Source organism: Microbaculum marinum (assembly GCF_037855135.1).
GTDB lineage: Bacteria > Pseudomonadota > Alphaproteobacteria > Rhizobiales > Tepidamorphaceae > Microbaculum > Microbaculum marinum.
Genome location: NZ_JAZHOF010000007.1, coordinates 58,542 through 78,837, shown reverse-complemented (window position 1 = coordinate 78,837; position 20,296 = coordinate 58,542). Strand labels below are relative to the sequence as shown.

Below are 20,296 nucleotides of genomic sequence, written 5' to 3'. Positions count from 1 at the left end.
CCGACTCAGGCTCTTATAGCGTGGCAGTTGGACTGCGACTCATAGTGAATGTGAGGGGTATGAATATGGACCGCTTCGGCGAAGGGCTTTTGAGATTCGTCGACGGTCGCAAGTTTGGAACGATCCTCGCCGATCCACCGTGGCAGTTCCAAAACAAGACCGGCAAGGTGGCGCCAGAACATCGGCGCTTGTCACGCTACGCGACGATGACGCTGGAGGACATTATGGCCCTTCCCGTTGCCGACGTCGCGGCATCGCCGGCGCATCTTTATCTTTGGGTTCCAAATGCCTTGTTGCCCGAGGGAATTGCCGTGATGCAGGCTTGGGGTTTCACCTACAAATCCAACTTAGTCTGGCACAAGGTGCGCAAAGATGGCGGATCGGACGGTCGCGGGGTTGGGTTTTATTTTCGGAACGTGACTGAGTTGATCCTGTTCGGCGTTCGGGGAAAGAACGCGCGAACGCTTGAGGCCGGTCGGCGGCAGGTCAACATGATTGCGTCGCGGAAACGTGAGCACTCCCGCAAACCGGATGAGCAGTATGAGATAATAGAATCTTGCAGCCCCGGCCCGCGCTTAGAAATGTTCTCGCGGGGGGTTCGAAGGGGTTGGGAGGTTTGGGGGAACCAAGCTGACGACGCTTATCAGCCGACGTGGAGCACATACGCTTACAACTCAGCCTCAACCCGCCGAATCGCCGCCGAGTAGAGCAGCATCTTCTGGGTCGAACGGCTCAACCGGCTCACCTTCCGCGTCAACGTCGGTTTCACCGAACGTGACAATCGATGCGGGCAGGCCGATAAGCAACAGCGGGCAGGGATTGCCCACCCCCCGGTGCACCCGATCCTCTAGCTTTCTCCAGTGGGTCGTTGCCGCACCATATTTGTCCGCGACGAATACGCCGGACCAAGCCTCGGGGAAGGGTAGGGGATCGCGGTCGCGCGTCAAAAGCCGCGTAACGGTATCGCTCTGGCGCTTCGTCGGCCGTAATTCAAGCGCCGCGAGATCGTCTAGGGCCTGCAACCCCCTGTCTTGGGCAAAACGCAGCACGAAGTCGCGCATGCTATCCTGAAGGGATGTGCCGCGCGTGATAATGACCCCAACAGAAATTGCCCCTTCTGAGTGCAATCTTTTAAAGTTCTCAAGATCACGATCAAAAAATGGGTCTTTGTTGTTCCATTCAATTTCAAGCGCGATGACGCCCCGATTATCGAATGTCCTGACATGATCAATCTCATGCGAGATTGACTCACGCGTTACATCATTGATCTTCTTTTCAATTCGAAACGTGCCTTTGGGCCAACCAGCCGAAGCAAGTGCCCGCCGAAGGCGTTGCGTCCCCTTGGTCTCGCCCCCGCCGGAACCGATTACCTCTTCGATGGGCAATTTGACGTCGGCGAGCACGGTCTCTAGCTCTTTCACCGCCTCCGGAAAGTCCTCTGACAAGATCGCTTTCGCGTGCGAAAGAAATTCCACTTGGAATCCGTTCTCTTTCAGCGTCTCGAACACTGACCACGCCCCCTATCTACTCGATAGATAGCTGAGTCGTGGTATAGGCGGCGAGGGCAAAGACCGGCCCTAGTCGAATAAGCCCCACATGGACTCACTGACGGCCGCTATGCCATCTCCGGTAGCCACAGCGGGCACCCCCTCAAATGCCCGCCTGTGACTCTCTCTGTGCGTCTATCCACGTCCCCAATCGCAATAGCGATTGAGATGCGCGACAAGCTCGGCGCCCTACGCCCCCGGCCGGTCGACTAGAACCCCTCCCGGAGCAGCCTTCTCAAATGGCTCCGGCCGCGCGGTTCGCGCCGGCGGATTGATCCAGCCGGGGGGGCATCCGGCCGGAATGCGAAGTGGCCTCCCCCGTAGGCGGCCCGGCGGCCCGGCGCGGCATGTTCTTTCTGTCATATTGGTTCGCCGGCTTATAGATGGCGAAGCGCTCCGTGCAACTTACAACTTACAACCGGGTCTTAAGAACGCCACCATGCAGGGGCAAAATGTAGATTTTCAGAATCGGTTGTAACTGTTGTAAGTTCTGCATAAGCATATGTTTTAGTTAGCTTTTTCGTGGATACCGTTTACAATCCGCCGATTGTAGATACGATTGTAAATCGGTCCTCGGCGACAAAACCGGGGGACTTGTGGATTTGTAAGTCCCCCGGCCGGTTGTAAGTCACTCTAGCGCGTGCGGTGGTATCCGGCTCAGGTATCGCGCCCCGAACTTGCCGACATCGCCGGCCACTTCAATATGGCCGGTCGCCGCCAAGTCTCGCAGGATTGCGTCGCGCGCTCGTGGCTCAATCGACCGCGTGAAATCGGCTAGACGGCTGGCGCCGATGCCTTTTCCGCCCGCCTTTCGAATGTGCTTGAGGATACGCTTGACGGAGGCTTCGTGTGGGCTGTCCGCCATGTTCTCCGCAATCGCCTTGACGTAGCCCTCGATCAGCGTGCCGACCAGATCGGTCGCCCAGATGGCGTGGCGCCGCTCGATGCTCGGGGCAGGGTTGCCGGGACGTTCGACAACGGCCAGAAGCAATGCCAGTTTGATCGCGTGCTCGCGTGCCTTGCCGTAAATCTCCTGTAGCTGAGCGGCCGCCTTCTCCTGATTGTCGAAGCACTCCCGCCGGAAGTCGAGAAAGAGCCGTTTGGCCGCGTCCGACCACGGCACGACCTGCGCGTCAATCTGCGCCGTATTGGGCACGGCGCCCAGCATGTTGTTGCGCTCGTCAGCACGCTTCCCGACGTACAGCCGTTGCATTCCGTCAATCAGGTGTTGCGGTATGTCGCGCGAGGGGTCCGGCGGCTCGTCCAGCAGGATCGGCTTCCGGTCCGACAAGTCGAACACGATAAACCGGGCCAGAAGCCCGTCCGCCACCGCGCCGGTGTTCGTTACGCCCCAGAAGGCGGCTGGCGTCGTTGTGCCGTAGAGGCACAAGTTTGGATTACGGACCACGACCGCCGCTTCTCCCGCCCGCTCGGTTCCGTCCATGCTGGTCTCAGCATCCGAGAACAGCGACATGAGTGTCGTGCGGATGCGCTGGTTATTGATGCCGGCTCGATCATCGCTGATCTGCCGATAGAGACCGTGGAACTCGTCGATCATGCAAATCTGTGTCGGCTTTTCGACGAGCCCGCGCGCCAAGCCCTGCGCGCTTTCGAAGCCGTCCGCGCCCTGCACCGCGCGCCGGAGGCCGGAAGCGTCCAGAAGCCGCTTGAGTTGCTTCCGCGCGTGCCCCTTGCCGAAAGAGGAGGGCGCCAAGCCGAGGGTGAAGAAGTTCGTCCGCAGGCCGGTCGGGCTCTGGTACTGCCGGCCGATCACCGCGCCGAGCACCGGGATCGACGCGGCCAGCGCAAGCTCGCGCGACGGCTGGTCGCTCGTGCGGGCAATCCAGTCGATCAGTGCCTCCATGAACCCGCCGGGGCAGGTTGGATCGTCACCCGGCCCATAGATTGGATATGGTTGGTCGCCTTCGGCCGTATCTGCGGAGATGCCCTGCGGTTCGGCGTCTTGCGCGACACTGGAACTTTCGACGGTAGGCACCATGTTCGTATTGGTGTTTCTGTTCTCCTGTTCGCGGGTCGGCTGTGTGTCAGCCGGCCCGTTTTTTTGTGCTTCCATCACTGGAAAACTCCCATAAAAAAAGCCCCGGCCCGGTTCGGGTCGAGGCTTTGTTGAGTGATGGCCCGCGCCCCTGATGCGGGTCGCATGGCCGGTGAGTGGTGTTTCATTTCTGGCTAGTTGCCGGTGCCTTCTCTGACTGCACGGGGTGTCGCTCCCCGCTGGAGTTAGGAAATGCGCATTATTGCGCGCGGCGACTTACCGCCTCGGGGCTATCAGGATCGCGTCCAGCGGAGTGGCGCCTTCCATGAGAAGGTCCGCCCAAGCCTGCGCAAGCTCGCGCCGCCGCGCCATATGCGCCGCGCGATTGTAGGCGGCTTCAACTTTGTCCTTTGGCGAATGCGCCAACATGGCTTCGATCACGCGGTGATCTGCTGGGTAGCGCTCATTCATCACGCTTGAGAAGGTCGCGCGCCAGCCGTGCGGGACATGCTTGCTGTGATAGCCGGCCCGGTTGAGAAGGTAGCCCATAGCGTTCTCCGACATGGGCTTGTGCGAAAAGCGCGCATTCGGAAACGCGTAAGGCGACCGCCCGGACAGCGACCGCAGCGCGTCGATGGCCTCCACTGCCTGCCGGGGGAGGGGAACAAAATGATCGCGGGCCGCGTCGTCTTTGTTGGCAAGCCGCATCTTCATACGCGCCGCAGGGACGCGCCAGACGGGTTTCTCGGTGTCGAGGTCCGTCCATTCGGTCCACGGCGTCGTCGCTAGCGTGCCGGGCCGCACGGCCGTCAGGGCAAGCAGCCGGATCGCAAGCTTTGTGACGGGGTGTGCGGTCTCCTCGTCGACACGCCGGAGCATTTGCCGGGCTTCGTCCAGATCGGTGATGGCCGGTTGCCGGCCCTTACGCAGCGGTGCCAGCGCTCCCTTGACGGTGGCTGCCGGGTCATTTTCGGCCCGGCCCGTCGATATGGCATAGACGAACACCGCCGAAATTCGCTGCCGGATGCGCCGGGCCGTTTCAATAGCGGGCCGGGCTTCAATGGCTCGGATCACGGCCAGTACCGCCGGGGCATCTATATCGCGCAACGGGATTGCGCCTAGGTGCGGGAACACGTCGCGCTCCAGTGAGCCGATCACGTCCGCTGCGTGGGTCTCCGTCCAGCCGGGGCAGTTGAGGGTGTGCCACTCGCGGGCCATCGCCTCGAAGGTATTTGCCGCCGCCGTTTGTCCGGCAAGCTTGCGGAGCTTTTTGACGTCGCCGGGGTCGCGTCCGTCGCGAATTTCGCCCCGCGCCCGGTCGCGCGCCTCACGGGCGTCAGCAAGCGATACCTCGGGGTAGGGGCCAATGGAGAGGGTCCGCTCGCGAGCACCAACGCGATAGCGGAACAGCCAGAGCTTTGAGCCGTTCGGCTTGACGTGAAGGGTTAGCCCAGCCCCGTCCGCGAGTTTGAAGGCCCTGTCGGTCGGCTTGGCGTTCCTAATCTTGGCGTCCGTGAGCTTCATATTCGCCCCTCGATATCCACAAGGTTCGCGGACGATACCCACAGCGATTACCACAATCAAGCGGGGTAGAATCTCGGTTTCAGGTTGTCCGGGGTTGTCCGCCGGCATCCCGAAATCGGAATTTCACTAGTGTTTTCAATGACTATGGGTAGACAGGGAGGGGCAATCTGGGACAAACTGGAATCGCAAGGGAGGAGGTAACTGGCGGATGGGGTGGGATTCGAACCCACGAGACGGTTGCCCGCCTGCCGGTTTTCAAGACCGGTGCCTTCAACCACTCGGCCACCCATCCGACTCAAGCGCACATTCGCCGATGCCGCGCTCGGCATCAACCGGTCTTGGCTTGGGCGGAGATCCGGCAGGCAGGAATCCTTCGAATGGCGATGATCTAACTGCATGAAACAGCGTTTTGATGTGTTTTCTTCGGGATCGTGGGAGTGCCAAGGTGTCGTGTGGATTGAACGTCCCCATTTTCGTCACAATTCGGCCCCAGGAGCCGGCCACGTTGCGACTGCGCGGGACGCGTCTTAAGCGGCAGGTAACCACGCCCGGGAAGCTGGAGGCGTGCTTAACGCACGTGTAACCTGTGCAAGGCGAACGTCGCCGGTGATGGGAATAGGTTCGACTGGCCTCCGCTACGCGATCGGGAGAAACCCGACACAGGAGACGTCGACATAGGCGACCGACGGGGTGCGAAGTGATCGGACGGGGAAGCCGAGCCAATATCATCGGCGGGACCATGCAGGACGTCAGGCCCGTGCGGGAGCATTCGGCCGTGATCCGGCTCCTGATTGCCGGGACCCTTGCGGCGGCGGTCGCGCTGCCGGTCGCCGGATGCAAGACGAGCAGCTCCAACAAGTACGGGGTCACGGCCAGCCCGCGCGTCATTCCGTTCGGCCAGCCGATTCCCAGCGGGGGCGGCTATTACAAGGTCGGCAACCCCTACAAGGTGGCCGGTCGCTGGTTCCATCCGAAAGAAGACCCGGGATACGACGAAGTCGGCCTGGCCTCCTGGTACGGCTCGGATTTCCACGGCCGCCGCACCGCGAATGGCGAGATCTTCGATATGGGCGCATTGACGGCGGCCCATCCGACGCTTCCGCTGCCGACCTATGCCCGGGTGACCAATCTGGAGAACGGCCGCTCCGTCGTCGTAAGGGTCAACGACCGTGGTCCGTTCGCCTCCGACCGGGTGATAGACCTGTCGAGGCGCACTGCCGACATTCTCGACTTCAGGTCGAACGGCACGGCCGAGGTGCGCGTCCAATACGTCGGCATGGCACCGCTCGAAGGCAATGACGGCCAGTGGCTGACCACCACGGTGCGCAATGACGGCGTGCCGGTCGGCCCGGTCATGATGGCGGGCCTCACGCCGCCTCCGCCGCCGCCGCAGGAACAGCAGCACGCCGTGGCGTCCGCCGCCCGTCAGCCCGCTGCCTCGGCCAGCCCGGTGTCGATGGGATTCCAGCAGGCATCGTTCCAGGATACGGCCGGTCAACCGGCGCCCGGCTCCCTTGCCGGTCCGGTGACTGGACCGGCCCCTGAGACGGCCGGGACCGGCGGCAAGGTCACCTATCAGTGGGTTTCCGGTTTCGTCGACGCACACGGAGCCGATGCCGCCGTAGCTGCCGCGTTCCGTCTCTTCGACCATCCTTCCGGCGTGATGGCCGCAAGCGTCGGTCCTCCGCGCTAACCGCGCCATAGTGGCCGGTCCGGCGAACGGCCGGAATCTGGCCGCTTTACCAGCTAATCATGGCTTGTTATCACCACGGGGCAGGCTGGCCCCAAGTGATCACGATATGGCGTACTTTCGCGTAGACAGAGTCCGGTTCCCGCGGAATCCGGCTCGACCATTCCTTTCGTCGATTGTCCTGGCGACCGTATTGCTCGCCGCCACGATGGTCGGCGGCGTGGGCCCGGCCGGTGCGCAACCCATCGAAACGTCGGCGCAGAACGCGTTCGTCCTCGACGACACGACCGGCACGATCATCCTTGCAAAAGACGCCGACGTTCCGATCGTGCCCGGCAGCATGGCGAAGCTGATGACCCTCGAACTCGTCTTCCAGGCGATCGAGGAGGGGCGGCTGTCGCTGGACGACGAACTGCTGGTTTCGGAGTATGCGTGGCGCAAGGGCGGCGCCCCGTCGCGCACCTCCACGATGTTCGCCTCGGTGAATTCGAACGTCCGGCTCGAGGACCTCTTGCGCGGCATCATGGTCCAGAACGCCAACGACGCGTGCATTGCGATCGCCGAGGCGATGGCCGGCAGCGAGGCGGCGTTTGCCGTGATGATGAACGAACGCGGTCGCGAACTAGGCCTGCAGCAATCAAGTTTTATCAACTCGACGGGGCTTCCCGGTGCCGACGACGAGCAGACCAGGATGTCGGTTCGCGATCTCGTGACGCTGGCGCGCCACGTCATCCGGCAGTATCCGCAGCTCTATCGCTATTTCTCCGAACCGGAATTCACCTGGAACAAGATCCGGCAGCTCAACAAGAATCCGCTGATCGGGCTGTCGATCGGCGTCGATGGCATGTTTGCCGGATACGACGAGCAGGGAGGCGGCTACGGCATGGTGGCCTCGGCTGTGCAGGACGACCAGCGCATCATCGCCGCCATTCATGGACTCGCGTCGGGAAACCAGCGCGAGAACGAGATGCAGAAGCTGCTCGCCTGGGGATTCCGCTCGTTCGACAAGGTAACCCTGTTTCAGGGCGGTGAGAGTGTCGGCGAGGTCGGAGTATATGGCGGTGAGGAAGGCTGGGTGGCACTGGCAGGCCGCGATCCGATCCGGATTCTCGTTCCGAAGGGAGCGAAGTCGAAACTGCGTGCGCGGATCGTCTATGATGGGCCGCTGCGGGCGCCGGTGGAGCAGGGACAGAGTGTCGGCGTTCTCCAGGTGATGAACGATGAGGAACTGATCAGCGAGGTACCGCTCTTTGCGACGCAGTCGATCGACGTCGGGCCGCTCTACAGCCGCGCACTGGATGCCGTCTACGAGCTTATGGTTGGCCTCATCCACACCGGCGTCGACGCTGCCACCGGCAAGTAACCTCGTCGCTGGTCTGTAGACGCCCGATGGCGCTTGGCAAGTTCATCACATTCGAAGGCGGCGAGGGTACGGGCAAATCCACACAGCTGAAGCGACTTTCCGAAAGGCTTCGCAAGTCGGGCATCGACGTCGTGACCACGCGCGAGCCGGGCGGCACCCCCGGGGCCGAGATCATTCGCCGCACGATCCTTTCAGGACGCGTCGCCCGGCTCGGCCCGTTTGCCGAAGCCCTGCTGATGAACGCGGCTCGAGACGATCATCTCAACGAAGTCATCCGACCGGCGCTCGTCTCGGGAAGCTGGGTCCTGTGCGACAGGTTCGCCGATTCGACCCGCGCCTATCAGGGGACGCTCGGGGGCGTCGACTCCGCCCTCCTCAAGGCACTGGAAAAATCGGTCGTCGGTGATGACATGCCGGACCTGACCCTGATCCTGGACCTCGATCCCGAGATCGGCCTGACCCGGGCGCGCGCGGCGACGGCGGCAGAGGCCGGGGAGGGCGCCTCCGACCGATTCGAGAAGGAGGATATCGAGCAACACAGGAAGCTGCGCCAGGCATTTCTGGACATTGCTCGCGACGAACCGGACCGTTGCGTTCTGATCGACGCGAACCGGACCGTCGACGAAGTCGCCGCATCGATCTGGGAGGTCGTCACGGACAGGCTGGACGTCGCTGCGGACGAAACGAACGACAGTACGGCTGATCGATGACGACGTCGGCGATCGAGACTTTCGAACCGCCAGAAGCGGCATCCGTCCTGCTTGGACACGTCGAGGCAGAATCCGCACTGCTCAATGCCTACAGGTCCGACAGGCTCCACCACGCATGGCTCATCGAAGGTCCGGAAGGCGTCGGCAAGGCGACGCTCGCGTACCGGTTTGCGCGGTTCCTGCTTCGGCATCCGGATCCGGCGAACCCCGCGGTCGTCGAGGCGGCGGACCTGTCGGTTGCCCCGGACGACCCGGTGGCCCGGCAATTCCGGGCAAGGTCGAATCCCGACCTCGTGGTGCTTCAGCGGCCCCGGGACGAAGACGGCAAGTTCACCGCCACCGTCATCAATGTCGATGCCGTGCGAAGGATTGCCCGGTTCCTGTCCACGACATCCGCCAGCGGCGGATGGCGGGTGGTGATCGTCGACTCGGCCGACGACTTCAACCGATCGTCCGCCAACGCCCTGCTGAAGATGCTCGAGGAGCCGCCGCAGCGCAGCGTATTCCTGCTCCTGTCGAACACGCCGGGCCGGCTGCTGCCGACCATCCGCTCCAGGTGCCGGCGCCTGGTTCTGAAGCCGCTGCGCATCGACGAAATCGCGTCCACACTGCGTGCCGCAGGCCTGGGCCGGGACGATGGGGCGCGGGAGATGGCGGCGCGGCTTTCGGGGGGCAGCCTCGGCAAGGCGATCGAACTCGTCGCCGATGACGCCGTCGAGACCGTCGAGGGCCTGTTTGCGATTCTCGATCGCATGCCCGGCCACGATCCCCTCAAGGCGCAGAAGTTCGCGGAGGCGATCGGCCGCCGAGGCGCCGAGGCGCGCTATGCCCTCGCCACATCGCTGATCTACGACTGGCTGACCGGCAAGCTGAGCCGAGAGGCCCGGGCAGGGGCGGACGCGGCCGTTCTTGCGCCGTGGGCGGAGGTATGGGAGAAAGTCACGCGCGCACTGTCGGAGACCGAAAGGCTCAATCTCGACCGCACGCAAACTCTTCTGTCGGTATTCCGGATCATCTCCGCCGCAGCTTCGCAGGACGCGGCTCGCGTCTGACAGGACGCTGGCGGAAACGAACGGTCTTGCCGACGCAACGGACCCGGACCGAACGCCAGCGATGAAGCCGAAATTCTACATCACCACCGCGATTTCCTATCCGAACGGCGCGCCGCACATCGGGCACGCCTACGAGGCGATGGCCACGGATGCGATCGCGCGGTTCATGCGGCTGGACGGCAACGACGTGTTCTTCCTCACCGGCGTCGACGAGCACGGCCTGAAGATGGCCCAGACCGCGGCGCGCGAGGGTCTTACGCCGAGGGAGCTGGCCGACCGGAACACCCCGCTTTTCAGGAAGATGGTGGAACAGCTCGGTTGCTCGAACAACGATTTCATTCGCACCACCGAACCGCGCCACTACACCTCCTCGAAAGGCATCTGGGAACGGATGGCCGAGGCCGGCGATATCTACCTCGACACCTATTCCGGCTGGTATTCGGTGCGCGACGAGGCCTATTACGCCGAATCCGAGACCACCGTAAGGGACGACGGCGTGCGCGTCGGCCCCATGGGAACGCCCGTCGAGTGGACGGAGGAGAACAGCTATTTCTTCCGGCTGTCGGCCTTCCAGGACCGGCTCCTGGCGTTCTACGAGGCGCATCCCGACTTCGTCATGCCGCGCGAGCGCTACAACGAGGTGGTCAGCTTCGTGAAGGGCGGACTGCAGGACCTGTCAGTCTCCCGCACCACCTTCGACTGGGGCGTTAAGGTCCCCGGCGACGACGAGCACGTCATGTACGTGTGGGTTGACGCGCTGACCAACTACATCACCGCGGTTGGGTATCCTGACATCGACAGCGAGCCGTTCCGCAAATGGTGGCCGTGCGACCTGCATGTCATCGGCAAGGACATTGTGCGGTTCCACGCTGTCTATTGGCCGGCATTTCTGATGTCGGCCGGCATCGAGCCGCCGAAGCGGATCTTCGCGCACGGTTTCCTGTTCAACCGCGGGGAAAAGATGTCGAAATCGGTCGGAAACGTCGTCGATCCGTTCGCGCTGACGGACCACTACGGCGTCGACCAGGTGCGGTACTTCTTCCTGCGCGAAGTGCCGTTCGGCCAGGACGGCAACTACAGCCACGACGCGATCGTCCAGCGCATCAATGCCGACCTCGCCAACGACCTGGGAAATCTGGCGCAGCGGTCGCTGTCGATGGTGGCGAAGCACTGTGACGGCACTCTGCCCGAACCCCGCCAGTACTCCGCCGCCGACGTATCGATGCTGGCGGCCTGTGACGGACTGATCGGCAAGGCGCGCGAGGCGATGAAGTCGCAGCAGCTCCACGTGGTCCTGGCTGACATCTGGGCGGTGGTCGCCGATGCGAACCGCTATTTCGCCTCCGAGGAGCCGTGGGCCCTTCGCAAGTCCGATCCCGACCGGTTCGCAACCGTTCTCTACGTGACGGCCGAGGTGCTGCGTCAGATCGGGATCCTGATCCATCCGTTCACGCCCTCCGCCTCCGCCGCGCTGCTCGATCTCGTCGCGGTACCGGAGGCCAGGCGCCAATTCGCCCATCTCGGCGAGGCCGGCCGTCTTGCCGCCGGGACGGCCCTGCCGGCGCCCAGACCCGTATTCCCGCGATACGTCGAGGCCGCGGAAAGCGGGCAGGGGGACTGACCGGGATGCTGGTCGACAGCCACTGCCACCTCGATTTTCCGGACTTCGCCGAAGAACTCGACCATGTCGTCGATCGCGCGCGGGCGGCCGGGATAGGCCGCATGGTCACGATCAATACCCGCATCCGCCGGTTCGACGGGGTGCTGGCGATCGCCGAGCGCTACGACGACGTGTTCTGCTCGGCCGGCACGCATCCCCACAACGCTGCGGAGGAAGCCGACGCAACGCTCGACGATTACCTGAAGGCCGCCGAGCACCCGAAGGTGGTGGCGATCGGTGAGGCGGGGCTCGACTTCCACTACGACAATTCGCCTCGCGACCTGCAGGCCGCCGGATTCCGGATGCAGATCGAGGCGGCACGGCGCACTGGTCTGCCCCTCGTGATCCATACCCGCGAGGCGGAGGCGGAGACCGAGTCCATCCTGCGCGAGGAAATGGCGAGGGGCGGGTTCGATGCGATCCTGCATTGCTTCAGTTCGAGCGCCGGCCTCGCCCGCGCCGGTGTGGAACTCGGCCTATACGTGTCGTTCTCGGGTATCCTGACCTTCCCGCGGTCCGACGAACTGCGCACCATCGCCGCTTCGCTGCCGGCCGACCGGCTGCTCGTGGAGACCGACGCGCCATACCTTGCACCGCCGCCGCACCGTGGCCGTCGCAACGAGCCGTCCTATGTCGTGGAGACCGCCAGGGTGCTCGCCGGCGCGCGCGGCGTCACGTTCGAGGAGATTGCCCGGCAAACCTCGGAGAATTTCTTCCGCCTGTTCCGCCGGGTGCCGACCCCGGTCGAGTACGCAACTGCCTGATGGGGCTCGTCGTCACGATCCTGGGATGCGGGTCTTCCGGCGGCGTGCCGCGCGTCGCCAGCGGCTGGGGCGCCTGCGATCCGGCCAACCCGAGGAATCGCCGACGCCGCTGCTCGATCCTGGTGGAGCGGTCCGGGCCGAACGGCTCGACGACGGTGCTGGTGGACACATCGCCCGATTTGCGCGAGCAGCTGATCGGCGCAAGCGTATCCTGGCTTGACGGCGTCCTGATCTCCCACGACCACGCCGACCACACGCACGGCATCGACGATCTGCGGCCGATCGTGATCCACAATCGCCGCCGGGTCGCGGTCTACATGGAGCCCGAAGCCGGCGAGCGGCTTAAGGAGCGGTTCTCGTACTGTTTCGACGCACCGCCGGGCAGTCCGTATCCGCCGATACTCGATTCCCACGAAATGCTGCCGCCGACCCCCGTCGTCATCGACGGGGAGGGCGGCGCCATCGTCGCCGAGCCCATACCGGTGATCCACGGCCCGTCCGCGGCGCTCGGATTTCGCTTCGCGGACTTCGCCTATACGCCGGACGTCAGCGACATTCCCGAAGAGAGCATCGAGCTTCTTCAGGATCTCGACGTCTGGGTCGTCGACGCGCTGCGGGAGTCGCCGCACATCAGCCATTTCACCGTGGACGAGGCGCTGGAATGGGTGGGCCGGATCAAGCCGCGCCGCGCGATCCTGACGAATATGCATGTCGACCTGGACTACGAGGCGCTGCGCGGCCGTCTGCCTGCGAACGTGGTTCCGGCATACGACGGCATGCGGATCGAACTCTCCGATAGCGGCCAGCCGTAACGTACGCATCCCACCCGTGGGCAAGGCCGGCTGGTTTATGCGGCGCGCGTGGCACCCGGCTTCGGCTTGTAGACGGAATAGCGGTTCTTGCCGGCTTCCTTGGCGCGGTAGAGTTCGCTGTCGGCGTGCCGGAACACGTCTTCCGGGGTCGCGTCACCCTGAGGCCAGCAGGCTATCCCGATACAGCCGCCGATCTTCACGAGTTCGCCGGATTTGACCTTGATCGGCTGACGTATCTGGTCGAGGAAGATCTGAGCGATCACGACCGCACGCTTGTTGGAGGCCGCATCGCTCGACTCCGCCGGAATCAGTGCGACGAATTCGTCGCCGCCCGTCCGCCCGATCGTAACATCATGCGGCAGGCAGTTCTCCAGTCGCCGTGCAACCTCGGTCAAGACCATGTCTCCGACTACGTGCCCGTAGGTGTCGTTGACGGGCTTGAAGCCGTCCAGATCGACGGCGAGAACCGAGAACGCCGTCCTGTCTCGTTGCAGGAGTTCCATGCGCTGGGTAATCGACCTGCGGTTCGGCAGACCCGTCAACTGGTCGTGCAACGCCTGATGCTGCAGCTTCGCGGTCATTTCATTGAAGGCGACGGCGAGCTGCTGCAACTCGTACGGCGCATCGACGATTTCGACGACCCGTCCATCTTCTCCGTTGGTCATCGCGACGGCGGCATCCCGCAGTTTGCGAACGGCACGGAGGATCTTCCGCTCGATGATCAGCCAGGCGAGGAACGTGGAAATGGCGATCACCGCGCCAAAGAGCGCCAGTGTCCCGATCAGCTCCCGCTGCGCGGCACTCACTATCGAAGCGTGGGACACGGCGACGACGACGGTCGCGCGAGCCTCCGGAAGCGGAGCGATCCCGAAAATGCGCTTGACGCCGTCGATGTCCTCCATGGTCATGGAGGACGCATCACCACGTTCGATCGCCTTGGAATCGTATCGGCCGGCCGTAAACAGCGGCAGCTCGATTTCGGTCAGGTCGGTGCCGTCGGCGGAAAAACGCTCGAAGACCCGGCCATCATCGTCATACTCCATCACGACGTAGTTGGAGAACTCGGACCGCCCTTCGCTGAATACGGGCATCCAGGACAGATCGACGGATCGAACGACAAGCCACGTCGTGCCGTCATCCGCCCGGGATCCGTGTACGCCGAACAGGGTGAGGTCGCCGCCGGGGGCTTCGATCGGGCCGATGATCGAGAAACCCTGCTGCGGTGCCTGCTCGACGATCTTCTTCATCGACTCGTCGGTCAGCGGAAGTTCGCCGCTCTCGCCACAGGAAAGCTTGGCGCTGGCAATCAGCCAGACCTTGTAGCTCGTGTCGACGGATTCCACGCACTGGTCGTCGGACACCGTCTGGTTCCGGACCTGCTGGGAGTTGGCGACTAGCAGCGCCTGCGTGCTGGCTATCTGGGTTCTATGCTGCGCGGCGGCATACTTGGCCGCGGCGCGCGTCCATTGCTCGGCCTCGGCAATGGCATCCTGCTGATGGGCGTGAATGAACCGGGCAACGAGAAAACCGGCCGGCACGGCGGACAGGCCGATTATCAGCGCAAGATGCGCGCCCATGCCGAAGCGACGCAGAAAGGGATACGAGAGGCGCATTCAGGTTCCCTTGGGTACCCGTGTCCAAAGCGGAATATCCGGAGAATAGCGACCCGAAGTTAACATTCACCGGGAGGGTTCTTCAAACCTTTGTCGCCGCAAAAGCTCAAGTTCGGACGTTGAGATTGCGCTGGAGGGATTCGGCCTAAGGTGCTGCTATTCATGGCTGAAGCGCTCCCGGGATCGGAGAGTGCGGAAATCGCTGACCTGGACCACCTGCCGCAGTCGGAGCCTCAGGCCGGGCATTCGTTGCCCGTCGAGACGTTGCCGTTGCCGAGAATGCCACGCGGACCGGCGCATCGCATAGGCATTCTAGTTCCATAATATATGTTATGCGACTTTTGGATATGGACCACCCTTACCGGAGATTCGGCGACGGCGACCCGCCTGCCGCTACTCGGGGTCGGCCTGAGGCACCGTGACCGAAACGCGGGAGCGTACAGGTCGAGCACCCCGCCTGCATCTGCTAGGGTCCGATTCCCAGTCCCTTGCTCAAGGAACCGCCGATGCGCGCGTCACGCGACGTCCACACACTCCTCGAGATCATGGCGGCGTTGCGAACGCCGGTTATCGGATGCCCCTGGGATCTGGAACAGGATTTCGGCACCATCGCTCCCTACACCATCGAGGAAGCCTACGAGGTCGCCGACGCGATCGAACGCGGTGACATGCATGATCTCTGCGACGAACTCGGCGACCTGCTGCTGCAGGTGGTCTTTCACGCCAGGCTCGGCGAAGAGCAGGACGCGTTCGATTTCGGCGACGTGGTCCAGGCCATTTCCGAGAAGATGATCCGCCGGCATCCGCACGTGTTCGGGTCGGTCGACGCGACCACGCCCGAGGCAGTCAAGCGCAACTGGGACGACATCAAGGCCGAGGAGAAGGTCGCGCGGGCCGCCAGAAACGGCACGCAGCCGGAGCCCCCGTCAGTGCTCGACGACATCCCGCTCGCCCTGCCGGCGCTGCAGCGCGCAGTCAAATTGCAGAAGCGAGCGGCCCGGATCGGCTTCGACTGGGACAGCGCCGAGCAGGTCTTCGACAAGATCGATGAAGAGATCCTCGAACTGCGCACGGCGTTGTCCGGGCGCGATACCGAGGCGGTATCCGACGAGATCGGCGACCTGCTCTTCACGGTCGCCAATCTCGCGCGGCACGCAGGGGTCGATCCGGAGGCCGCGCTACGCGGGACAAACGACAAGTTCCGGCGCAGGTTCAGACATGTCGAGGATCGTGCCGCGGCCGCGGACTGTGCCTTGGAGAGCACTCCGCTCGCACAGATGGAAGCGTGGTGGAACGAGGCAAAGGCGACGGAATCCGCCGGTCCCGGCGAAACTACGCCGCTCCCGCCGACGTCGCATGAGCGAAGCGTCGATTGAAGTCGTCAAGGTACTTCAGCGGCACATCGACGTCGAACACGATGCGCCCGGTCCTCTCGTCGGCGCGCCGATCGACCACCGTGTAGCGCTCGTAGAGCAGATTCATGGCGGCCCCGTCGGCGGCATCGAGTACCACGCTGCGATGGGCGATCTCGCCCTTCAGCCGCGTCTCGATTTCCTCCAGCAGTTTATCGACGCCCTCGCCCGTGACCGCCGACACAGGGATCGGACGTTCGTCCGGATCGTGCCGACCCGCCGCAGCCAGCAGCCGGTCGCGCTCTTCGGAATCGAGCAGATCGATCTTGTTCCAGACCTCCAGCAGGAGGCGCCGGTCTTCCATGTCGATGCCGAGCGAAGAGAGAACCTCCGCCACGTCGTCCGCCTGTGCCTCGGAATCGGAGTGCGACACGTCGCGCACGTGCAGGATGAGGTCGGCCTCCAGCACTTCCTCGAGGGTCGCCCTGAACGCTGCAACCAGGTCGGTGGGAATATCCGAGATGAAACCGACCGTATCCGACAGGATAACCGTCTGCCCCGAAGGCAGCTTCAGGGCCCGCAGCGTTGGATCCAGGGTCGCAAACAGCAGATCCTCGGCGTGCACGTCGGCATTGGTCAGGCGATTGAAAAGCGTGGACTTTCCGGCATTCGTGTAGCCGACTATCGCGATCACCGCATACGGCACCTTGCGGCGCTTCTGCCTGTGCAGCGATCGCGTCCGCCGGACTGACTCCAGATCCTTCTCGATGCGCTTGATACGATCGAGAATGATACGGCGGTCCGTTTCGATCTGCGTCTCGCCCGGGCCGCCGAGGAAGCCGAAACCGCCCCGCTGCCGCTCGAGATGGGTCCACGATCGCACGAGCCGGCTCTTCTGCCAGTTCAGGTGTGCGAGTTCGACCTGAAGCGTGCCTTCCCGCGTCCGCGCGCGAGCGCCGAAGATCTCCAGGATCAGCCCGGTCCGATCGAGGACCTTCGCCTTCCAGGCTTTTTCCAGGTTTCGTTGCTGTACGGGCGTCAATGCAAAGTCGACGACCACCAGGTCGACCTCGTCGGCGCGGACGATGGCACCGATCTCCTCGACCTTTCCCGTCCCGATCAAGGTGGCCGGGCGCGGACTCTGTACCCGCACCAGCCCCTGCCCGACGATCTCCAGATCGATCGCCCGCGCCAGTCCGACGGCTTCGTCGAGTTGCGCCTCCGGCGACCTGTCAGGCGCCGGACGCGCGCTCTCCCGCTGACCGTCCCGGGATTTCCGCGCAGCGCCGTCAAGCACCGGCACGAGCACGAATGCCCGCGTCGGCGCCGCCTCGGTCAGGTGACCTTGGCCGGACGGCGCGTCGCTGGCCGGCGAGCGGCTATGCCTTGCTGGATCGGTAGGCTTCAATCAGCCTCCGCCGTTGCGCTTTCCTCGGCCGGCTCGAACAGCTGTACAGGCTGATTCGGCATGACCGTGGAGATTGCATGTTTGTAGACGAGCTGCGAATGCCCGTCGCGTCGCAACAACACACAGAAGTTGTCGAACCAGGTGACAACCCCCTGAAGTTTGACCCCGTTGACGAGGAAAATCGTGAGAGGTGTCTTGTTCTTGCGTACGTAGTTGAGGAACGTGTCCTGTAGGTTTTGATTTCGTTCCGCCGCCATGTCCTTACCTCTTGCCCCGCCGCTTGCGATTCGGCGGGTCCTTAAAGCTTCCGGCGCGAACACCGGAGAACCGGTATGCGGTTCCGCTGCAATTAGATGGCATGTCACCACGTCGGGGCAAGGCTCGATTTTGCAGTGCACCCTTGCAGATCAGGAATCCAGTTCCGCGAGCGTGTGGAATTTTTCCCGCAAGCTTGTCGCGATCGATCCCGGCCGGCCGTTCCCGATAACCGCGTCGTCTATCCTGACCACCGGCATGATGAGCTTCGTGGCGGATGTCACGAAGGCTTCCCTCGCCTCCCTCGCCTCGTCCACGGTGAACGGCCGCTCGACGAGTTTCAGCCCTTCCTTCTCGGCAAGCTCGACGACGACGGTGCGGGTGATGCCGCGCAGAATGCCGAAATCCGCCGGCCGGGTGATCAGCTGGCCGTCGCGGTCGACAATCCAGGCGTTGGTCGACGACCCCTCGGTGACGTAGCCGTCTGGATCGACGAACCAGGCCTCGTTTGCGCCGGCGTCCTCGGCCTGCTGGCGCGCAAGCACGTTGGGCAGCAGGGAGACGCTCTTGATGTCGACCCGGGGCCAGCGGTTCTCCGGAACCGTGATCACCTCGATGCCCTTCTCGCCGGACCTGCCGGCCTTGCGCGGGTCCACCGACCGTGCGGTGACGACGATGGCCGGCTCGACCTCGTCGCCGGGAAACGGATGGTCCCGCTTCGCCACGCCGCGGGTCACCTGAAGATACACAAGCCCGTTGCGCACCCGGTTCCGGCGGACCGTTTCGTGCAGGACGTGGCTCAGCGCCTTCCGCGACATCGGCTCGCGGATACGCAGTTCGCGCAGCGAGCGCTGCAGGCGCTCCATGTGGCGGCGCTCGTCGACCAGGTGCCCGCCGAACACCTCGCAAACCTCGTAGACGCCGTCGCTGAACTGGTAGCCCCGATCCTCGACGTGGACGCTTGCCTCCCCGTGAGGAACGTAGCGGCCGTTGACATAGGCAATGCGCGACATGGACTGGAATGCTCCCAAGGGCCTGCTGGATCAGGTGAAGATGATGGCAAGACGGCGCGGAAACAAGTTCGCCCGGCGCCTTATCCACGCCTGACGATGAAGACGATCAGGCCGAGAAACGCAATGACCTCCAGGCGCCCGAGGATCATTCCCATGCACAGGGCCAGCCTGGCCACCTCGCTCATCTGCGCGTAGGCCGGCCACCCGGTCGAAATCGCCCAGTCGCTCGAATAGACCGGACCGACGTTGGACAGCGCCGAAAGCGCCGCCAGCACCGCGCCCTCGTAGGGAACGCCCTCGCTCGCCAGCACGAGCGACAGGGTGATTGCCGCCAGGACGAAGGCCAGGAAGCCCACCCAGATCGCCTTCATCGTCTGGATGTCGTAGGACTGGCCGCCGAGCTTCGAGGGGCGGACGCCGTGCGGATAGACGAGCCGGTTCAGCTCGCGGCTGCCCTGTATGAACATCGCCCCTATCCGGAACAGCTTGATGCCGCCCGCCGTCGAGAAGCTGGCGGCGCCGATCGCCATCACGATCACCACGACCGCGAGCGGGAAGATCTCGAAGCTGGCGTTGCGGATCTCGAAGCCGGACGTCGTCAGCAGCGACGTCGCGGTGAACAGACCGTCCCGGAATGCCGCGCCCGCACCGCGTCCCGCCGCCTCGAAGTAGGCATACCCCGCCACGACGCCGAGGCCGACGCACAGGCCGATCGTCCAGACGCTCTCGCGCTGCGAGACCGCCCTCACCCGCCGCAGGTGCAAAAGGTCGCGATGCCAGAGCACGTTCGTCGCCCCGTAGAGCATGGCCACCATCATCACGACCACGCCGAATGTCGGCACGTATTCGGCGATATCGGCGGAGCGCGGCGAGAAACCGCCGGTGGATATCGTCGAGAAGGCAAGACACAGCGCCTCGAAGGCCTGCAGTTCGGTACTGGCGAGCAGTATGAAGGTTATTGCGGTGGCGCTCAGGTACATCGGGAAGATGTCGCGGAACACCAGCAGGAGCCGGCGCTTCTCGGGCAGCCCGCCATGCTCGATCAGCCTGGAGTGGGCTTCCGGCAGGCCGCCGACGCCCAGCGGCGCCAGCGCGAGCACGACGATCAGCAGCGTCGTCGCGCCGCCGAACCACTGCATCATGGCAAGCCACAGAACGATGCCCCGCGGCAGTTCATCGGCCGGAGGCAGCAGGCTCGCACCCGTCGTGGTCAGCCCCGAGACGGCCTCGAAATAGGCATCCACGAAGCCGAACCCATCGATCGTCATCATCAGGGGAATCGTGGTCACGGCCGGCAGCAGCAGCCAGACCAGCAGCGCCAGCAGATAGCGCTCCGCCGGTCGCAGCCGGCGTTCGCGGCCGCGAAGGCTCAGCATCATCGCGCCGGCGATGAAGATCCACAGCGCAGCGCTGATCAGGAAATCGAGCCCGACGGCCCCCTCCCCCAGTCCGATGGCGACGAGTGCGGGAAACAGCAGGGCCAGGGCGAGGGCAGCCAGGAAATAGGCAAATATGTAGAGGACAGCGATCATGCGGC

General features: G+C 63.8%; 17 protein-coding genes and 1 tRNA gene. 9 read left to right on the top strand and 9 right to left on the bottom strand.

The annotated features are described in order from the left end of the window. The first annotated feature begins 65 nt into the window (after positions 1-65). The gene (locus tag V3328_RS17100) at positions 66-707 is read left to right on the top strand and encodes an MT-A70 family methyltransferase (RefSeq protein WP_340330914.1); all 642 of its coding nucleotides are present in this window, start codon (positions 66-68) and stop codon (positions 705-707) included. Here V3328_RS17100 and V3328_RS17095 read toward each other — a convergent pair. The 4 genes from V3328_RS17095 to V3328_RS17080 all read right to left on the bottom strand — a co-directional run bounded on the left by V3328_RS17095 (position 681) and on the right by V3328_RS17080 (position 5,359). Next, positions 681-1,508, bottom strand: a complete 828-nt coding sequence (locus tag V3328_RS17095; protein WP_340330913.1) for a BglII/BstYI family type II restriction endonuclease — start codon at positions 1,506-1,508, stop codon at positions 681-683. The two genes, V3328_RS17100 and V3328_RS17095, sit on opposite strands and share 27 nt — an antisense overlap. 667 nt (positions 1,509-2,175) lie before the next feature. Beyond that, entirely contained in the window at positions 2,176-3,621 is a 1,446-nt protein-coding gene (locus V3328_RS17090; RefSeq protein ID WP_340330912.1) for a DUF3987 domain-containing protein, read from the bottom strand. A 198-nt stretch (positions 3,622-3,819) separates the two neighbouring features. Next, positions 3,820-5,067, bottom strand: a complete 1,248-nt coding sequence (locus V3328_RS17085; RefSeq protein ID WP_340330911.1) for a tyrosine-type recombinase/integrase — start codon at positions 5,065-5,067, stop codon at positions 3,820-3,822. A gap of 202 nt (positions 5,068-5,269) precedes the next feature. After that, positions 5,270-5,359: transfer RNA gene (locus V3328_RS17080), tRNA-Ser, on the bottom strand. A 465-nt stretch (positions 5,360-5,824) separates the two neighbouring features. Here V3328_RS17080 and V3328_RS17075 point away from each other — a divergent pair. From V3328_RS17075 to V3328_RS17045, 7 genes are all read left to right on the top strand, one after another. Continuing rightward, on the top strand, positions 5,825-6,760 hold the full coding sequence (locus tag V3328_RS17075; protein WP_340330910.1) for a septal ring lytic transglycosylase RlpA family protein: 936 nt from the start codon (positions 5,825-5,827) through the stop codon (positions 6,758-6,760). 190 nt (positions 6,761-6,950) lie between these two features. Then, positions 6,951-8,120: a D-alanyl-D-alanine carboxypeptidase family protein gene (locus V3328_RS17070; protein ID WP_340330909.1), complete on the top strand. Its 1,170-nt coding sequence runs from the start codon at positions 6,951-6,953 to the stop codon at positions 8,118-8,120. A 26-nt stretch (positions 8,121-8,146) separates the two neighbouring features. Then, positions 8,147-8,830: a dTMP kinase gene (gene tmk, locus V3328_RS17065; protein ID WP_340330908.1), complete on the top strand. Its 684-nt coding sequence runs from the start codon at positions 8,147-8,149 to the stop codon at positions 8,828-8,830. Beyond that, positions 8,827-9,882 carry a DNA polymerase III subunit delta' gene (locus V3328_RS17060; RefSeq protein ID WP_340330907.1) on the top strand — a complete coding sequence of 352 codons (1,056 nt, stop codon included), beginning with the start codon at positions 8,827-8,829 and terminating at the stop codon, positions 9,880-9,882. The genes tmk and V3328_RS17060 overlap by 4 nt, the downstream gene beginning before the upstream one ends. A 61-nt stretch (positions 9,883-9,943) precedes the next feature. Further along, positions 9,944-11,503, top strand: a complete 1,560-nt coding sequence (gene metG / locus V3328_RS17055; protein ID WP_340330906.1) for a methionine--tRNA ligase — start codon at positions 9,944-9,946, stop codon at positions 11,501-11,503. Between the two features lie 5 nt (positions 11,504-11,508). Next, a complete protein-coding gene (locus V3328_RS17050; protein ID WP_340330905.1) occupies positions 11,509-12,306 on the top strand; it encodes a TatD family hydrolase in 798 nt (265 codons plus the stop codon). Then, positions 12,306-13,118, top strand: coding sequence for an MBL fold metallo-hydrolase (locus V3328_RS17045; RefSeq protein WP_340330904.1), 813 nt, complete (start codon positions 12,306-12,308; stop codon positions 13,116-13,118). The genes V3328_RS17050 and V3328_RS17045 overlap by 1 nt, the downstream gene beginning before the upstream one ends. A 35-nt stretch (positions 13,119-13,153) precedes the next feature. On the opposite strand, the gene V3328_RS17040 is transcribed toward V3328_RS17045, so the two are convergent. After that, positions 13,154-14,731: a diguanylate cyclase gene (locus V3328_RS17040; protein WP_340330903.1), complete on the bottom strand. Its 1,578-nt coding sequence runs from the start codon at positions 14,729-14,731 to the stop codon at positions 13,154-13,156. Between the two features lie 506 nt (positions 14,732-15,237). Here V3328_RS17040 and mazG point away from each other — a divergent pair. Continuing rightward, on the top strand, positions 15,238-16,107 hold the full coding sequence (gene mazG, locus V3328_RS17035) for a nucleoside triphosphate pyrophosphohydrolase (RefSeq protein ID WP_340330902.1): 870 nt from the start codon (positions 15,238-15,240) through the stop codon (positions 16,105-16,107). Here the strand turns inward: mazG and hflX are convergent. The 4 genes from hflX to V3328_RS17015 all read right to left on the bottom strand — a co-directional run bounded on the left by hflX (position 16,064) and on the right by V3328_RS17015 (position 20,291). Then, on the bottom strand, positions 16,064-17,491 hold the full coding sequence (gene hflX, locus V3328_RS17030) for a GTPase HflX (protein ID WP_378758865.1): 1,428 nt from the start codon (positions 17,489-17,491) through the stop codon (positions 16,064-16,066). The two genes, mazG and hflX, sit on opposite strands and share 44 nt — an antisense overlap. Next, positions 17,488-17,748 carry an RNA chaperone Hfq gene (gene hfq, locus V3328_RS17025; RefSeq protein WP_340330901.1) on the bottom strand — a complete coding sequence of 87 codons (261 nt, stop codon included), beginning with the start codon at positions 17,746-17,748 and terminating at the stop codon, positions 17,488-17,490. The genes hflX and hfq overlap by 4 nt, the downstream gene beginning before the upstream one ends. Before the next feature lie 150 nt (positions 17,749-17,898). Further along, positions 17,899-18,759: a D-amino-acid transaminase gene (locus tag V3328_RS17020; protein ID WP_340330900.1), complete on the bottom strand. Its 861-nt coding sequence runs from the start codon at positions 18,757-18,759 to the stop codon at positions 17,899-17,901. 80 nt (positions 18,760-18,839) lie between these two features. Continuing rightward, the gene (locus V3328_RS17015) at positions 18,840-20,291 is read right to left on the bottom strand and encodes a TrkH family potassium uptake protein (protein WP_340330899.1); all 1,452 of its coding nucleotides are present in this window, start codon (positions 20,289-20,291) and stop codon (positions 18,840-18,842) included. Positions 20,292-20,296: the final 5 nt, after the last annotated feature.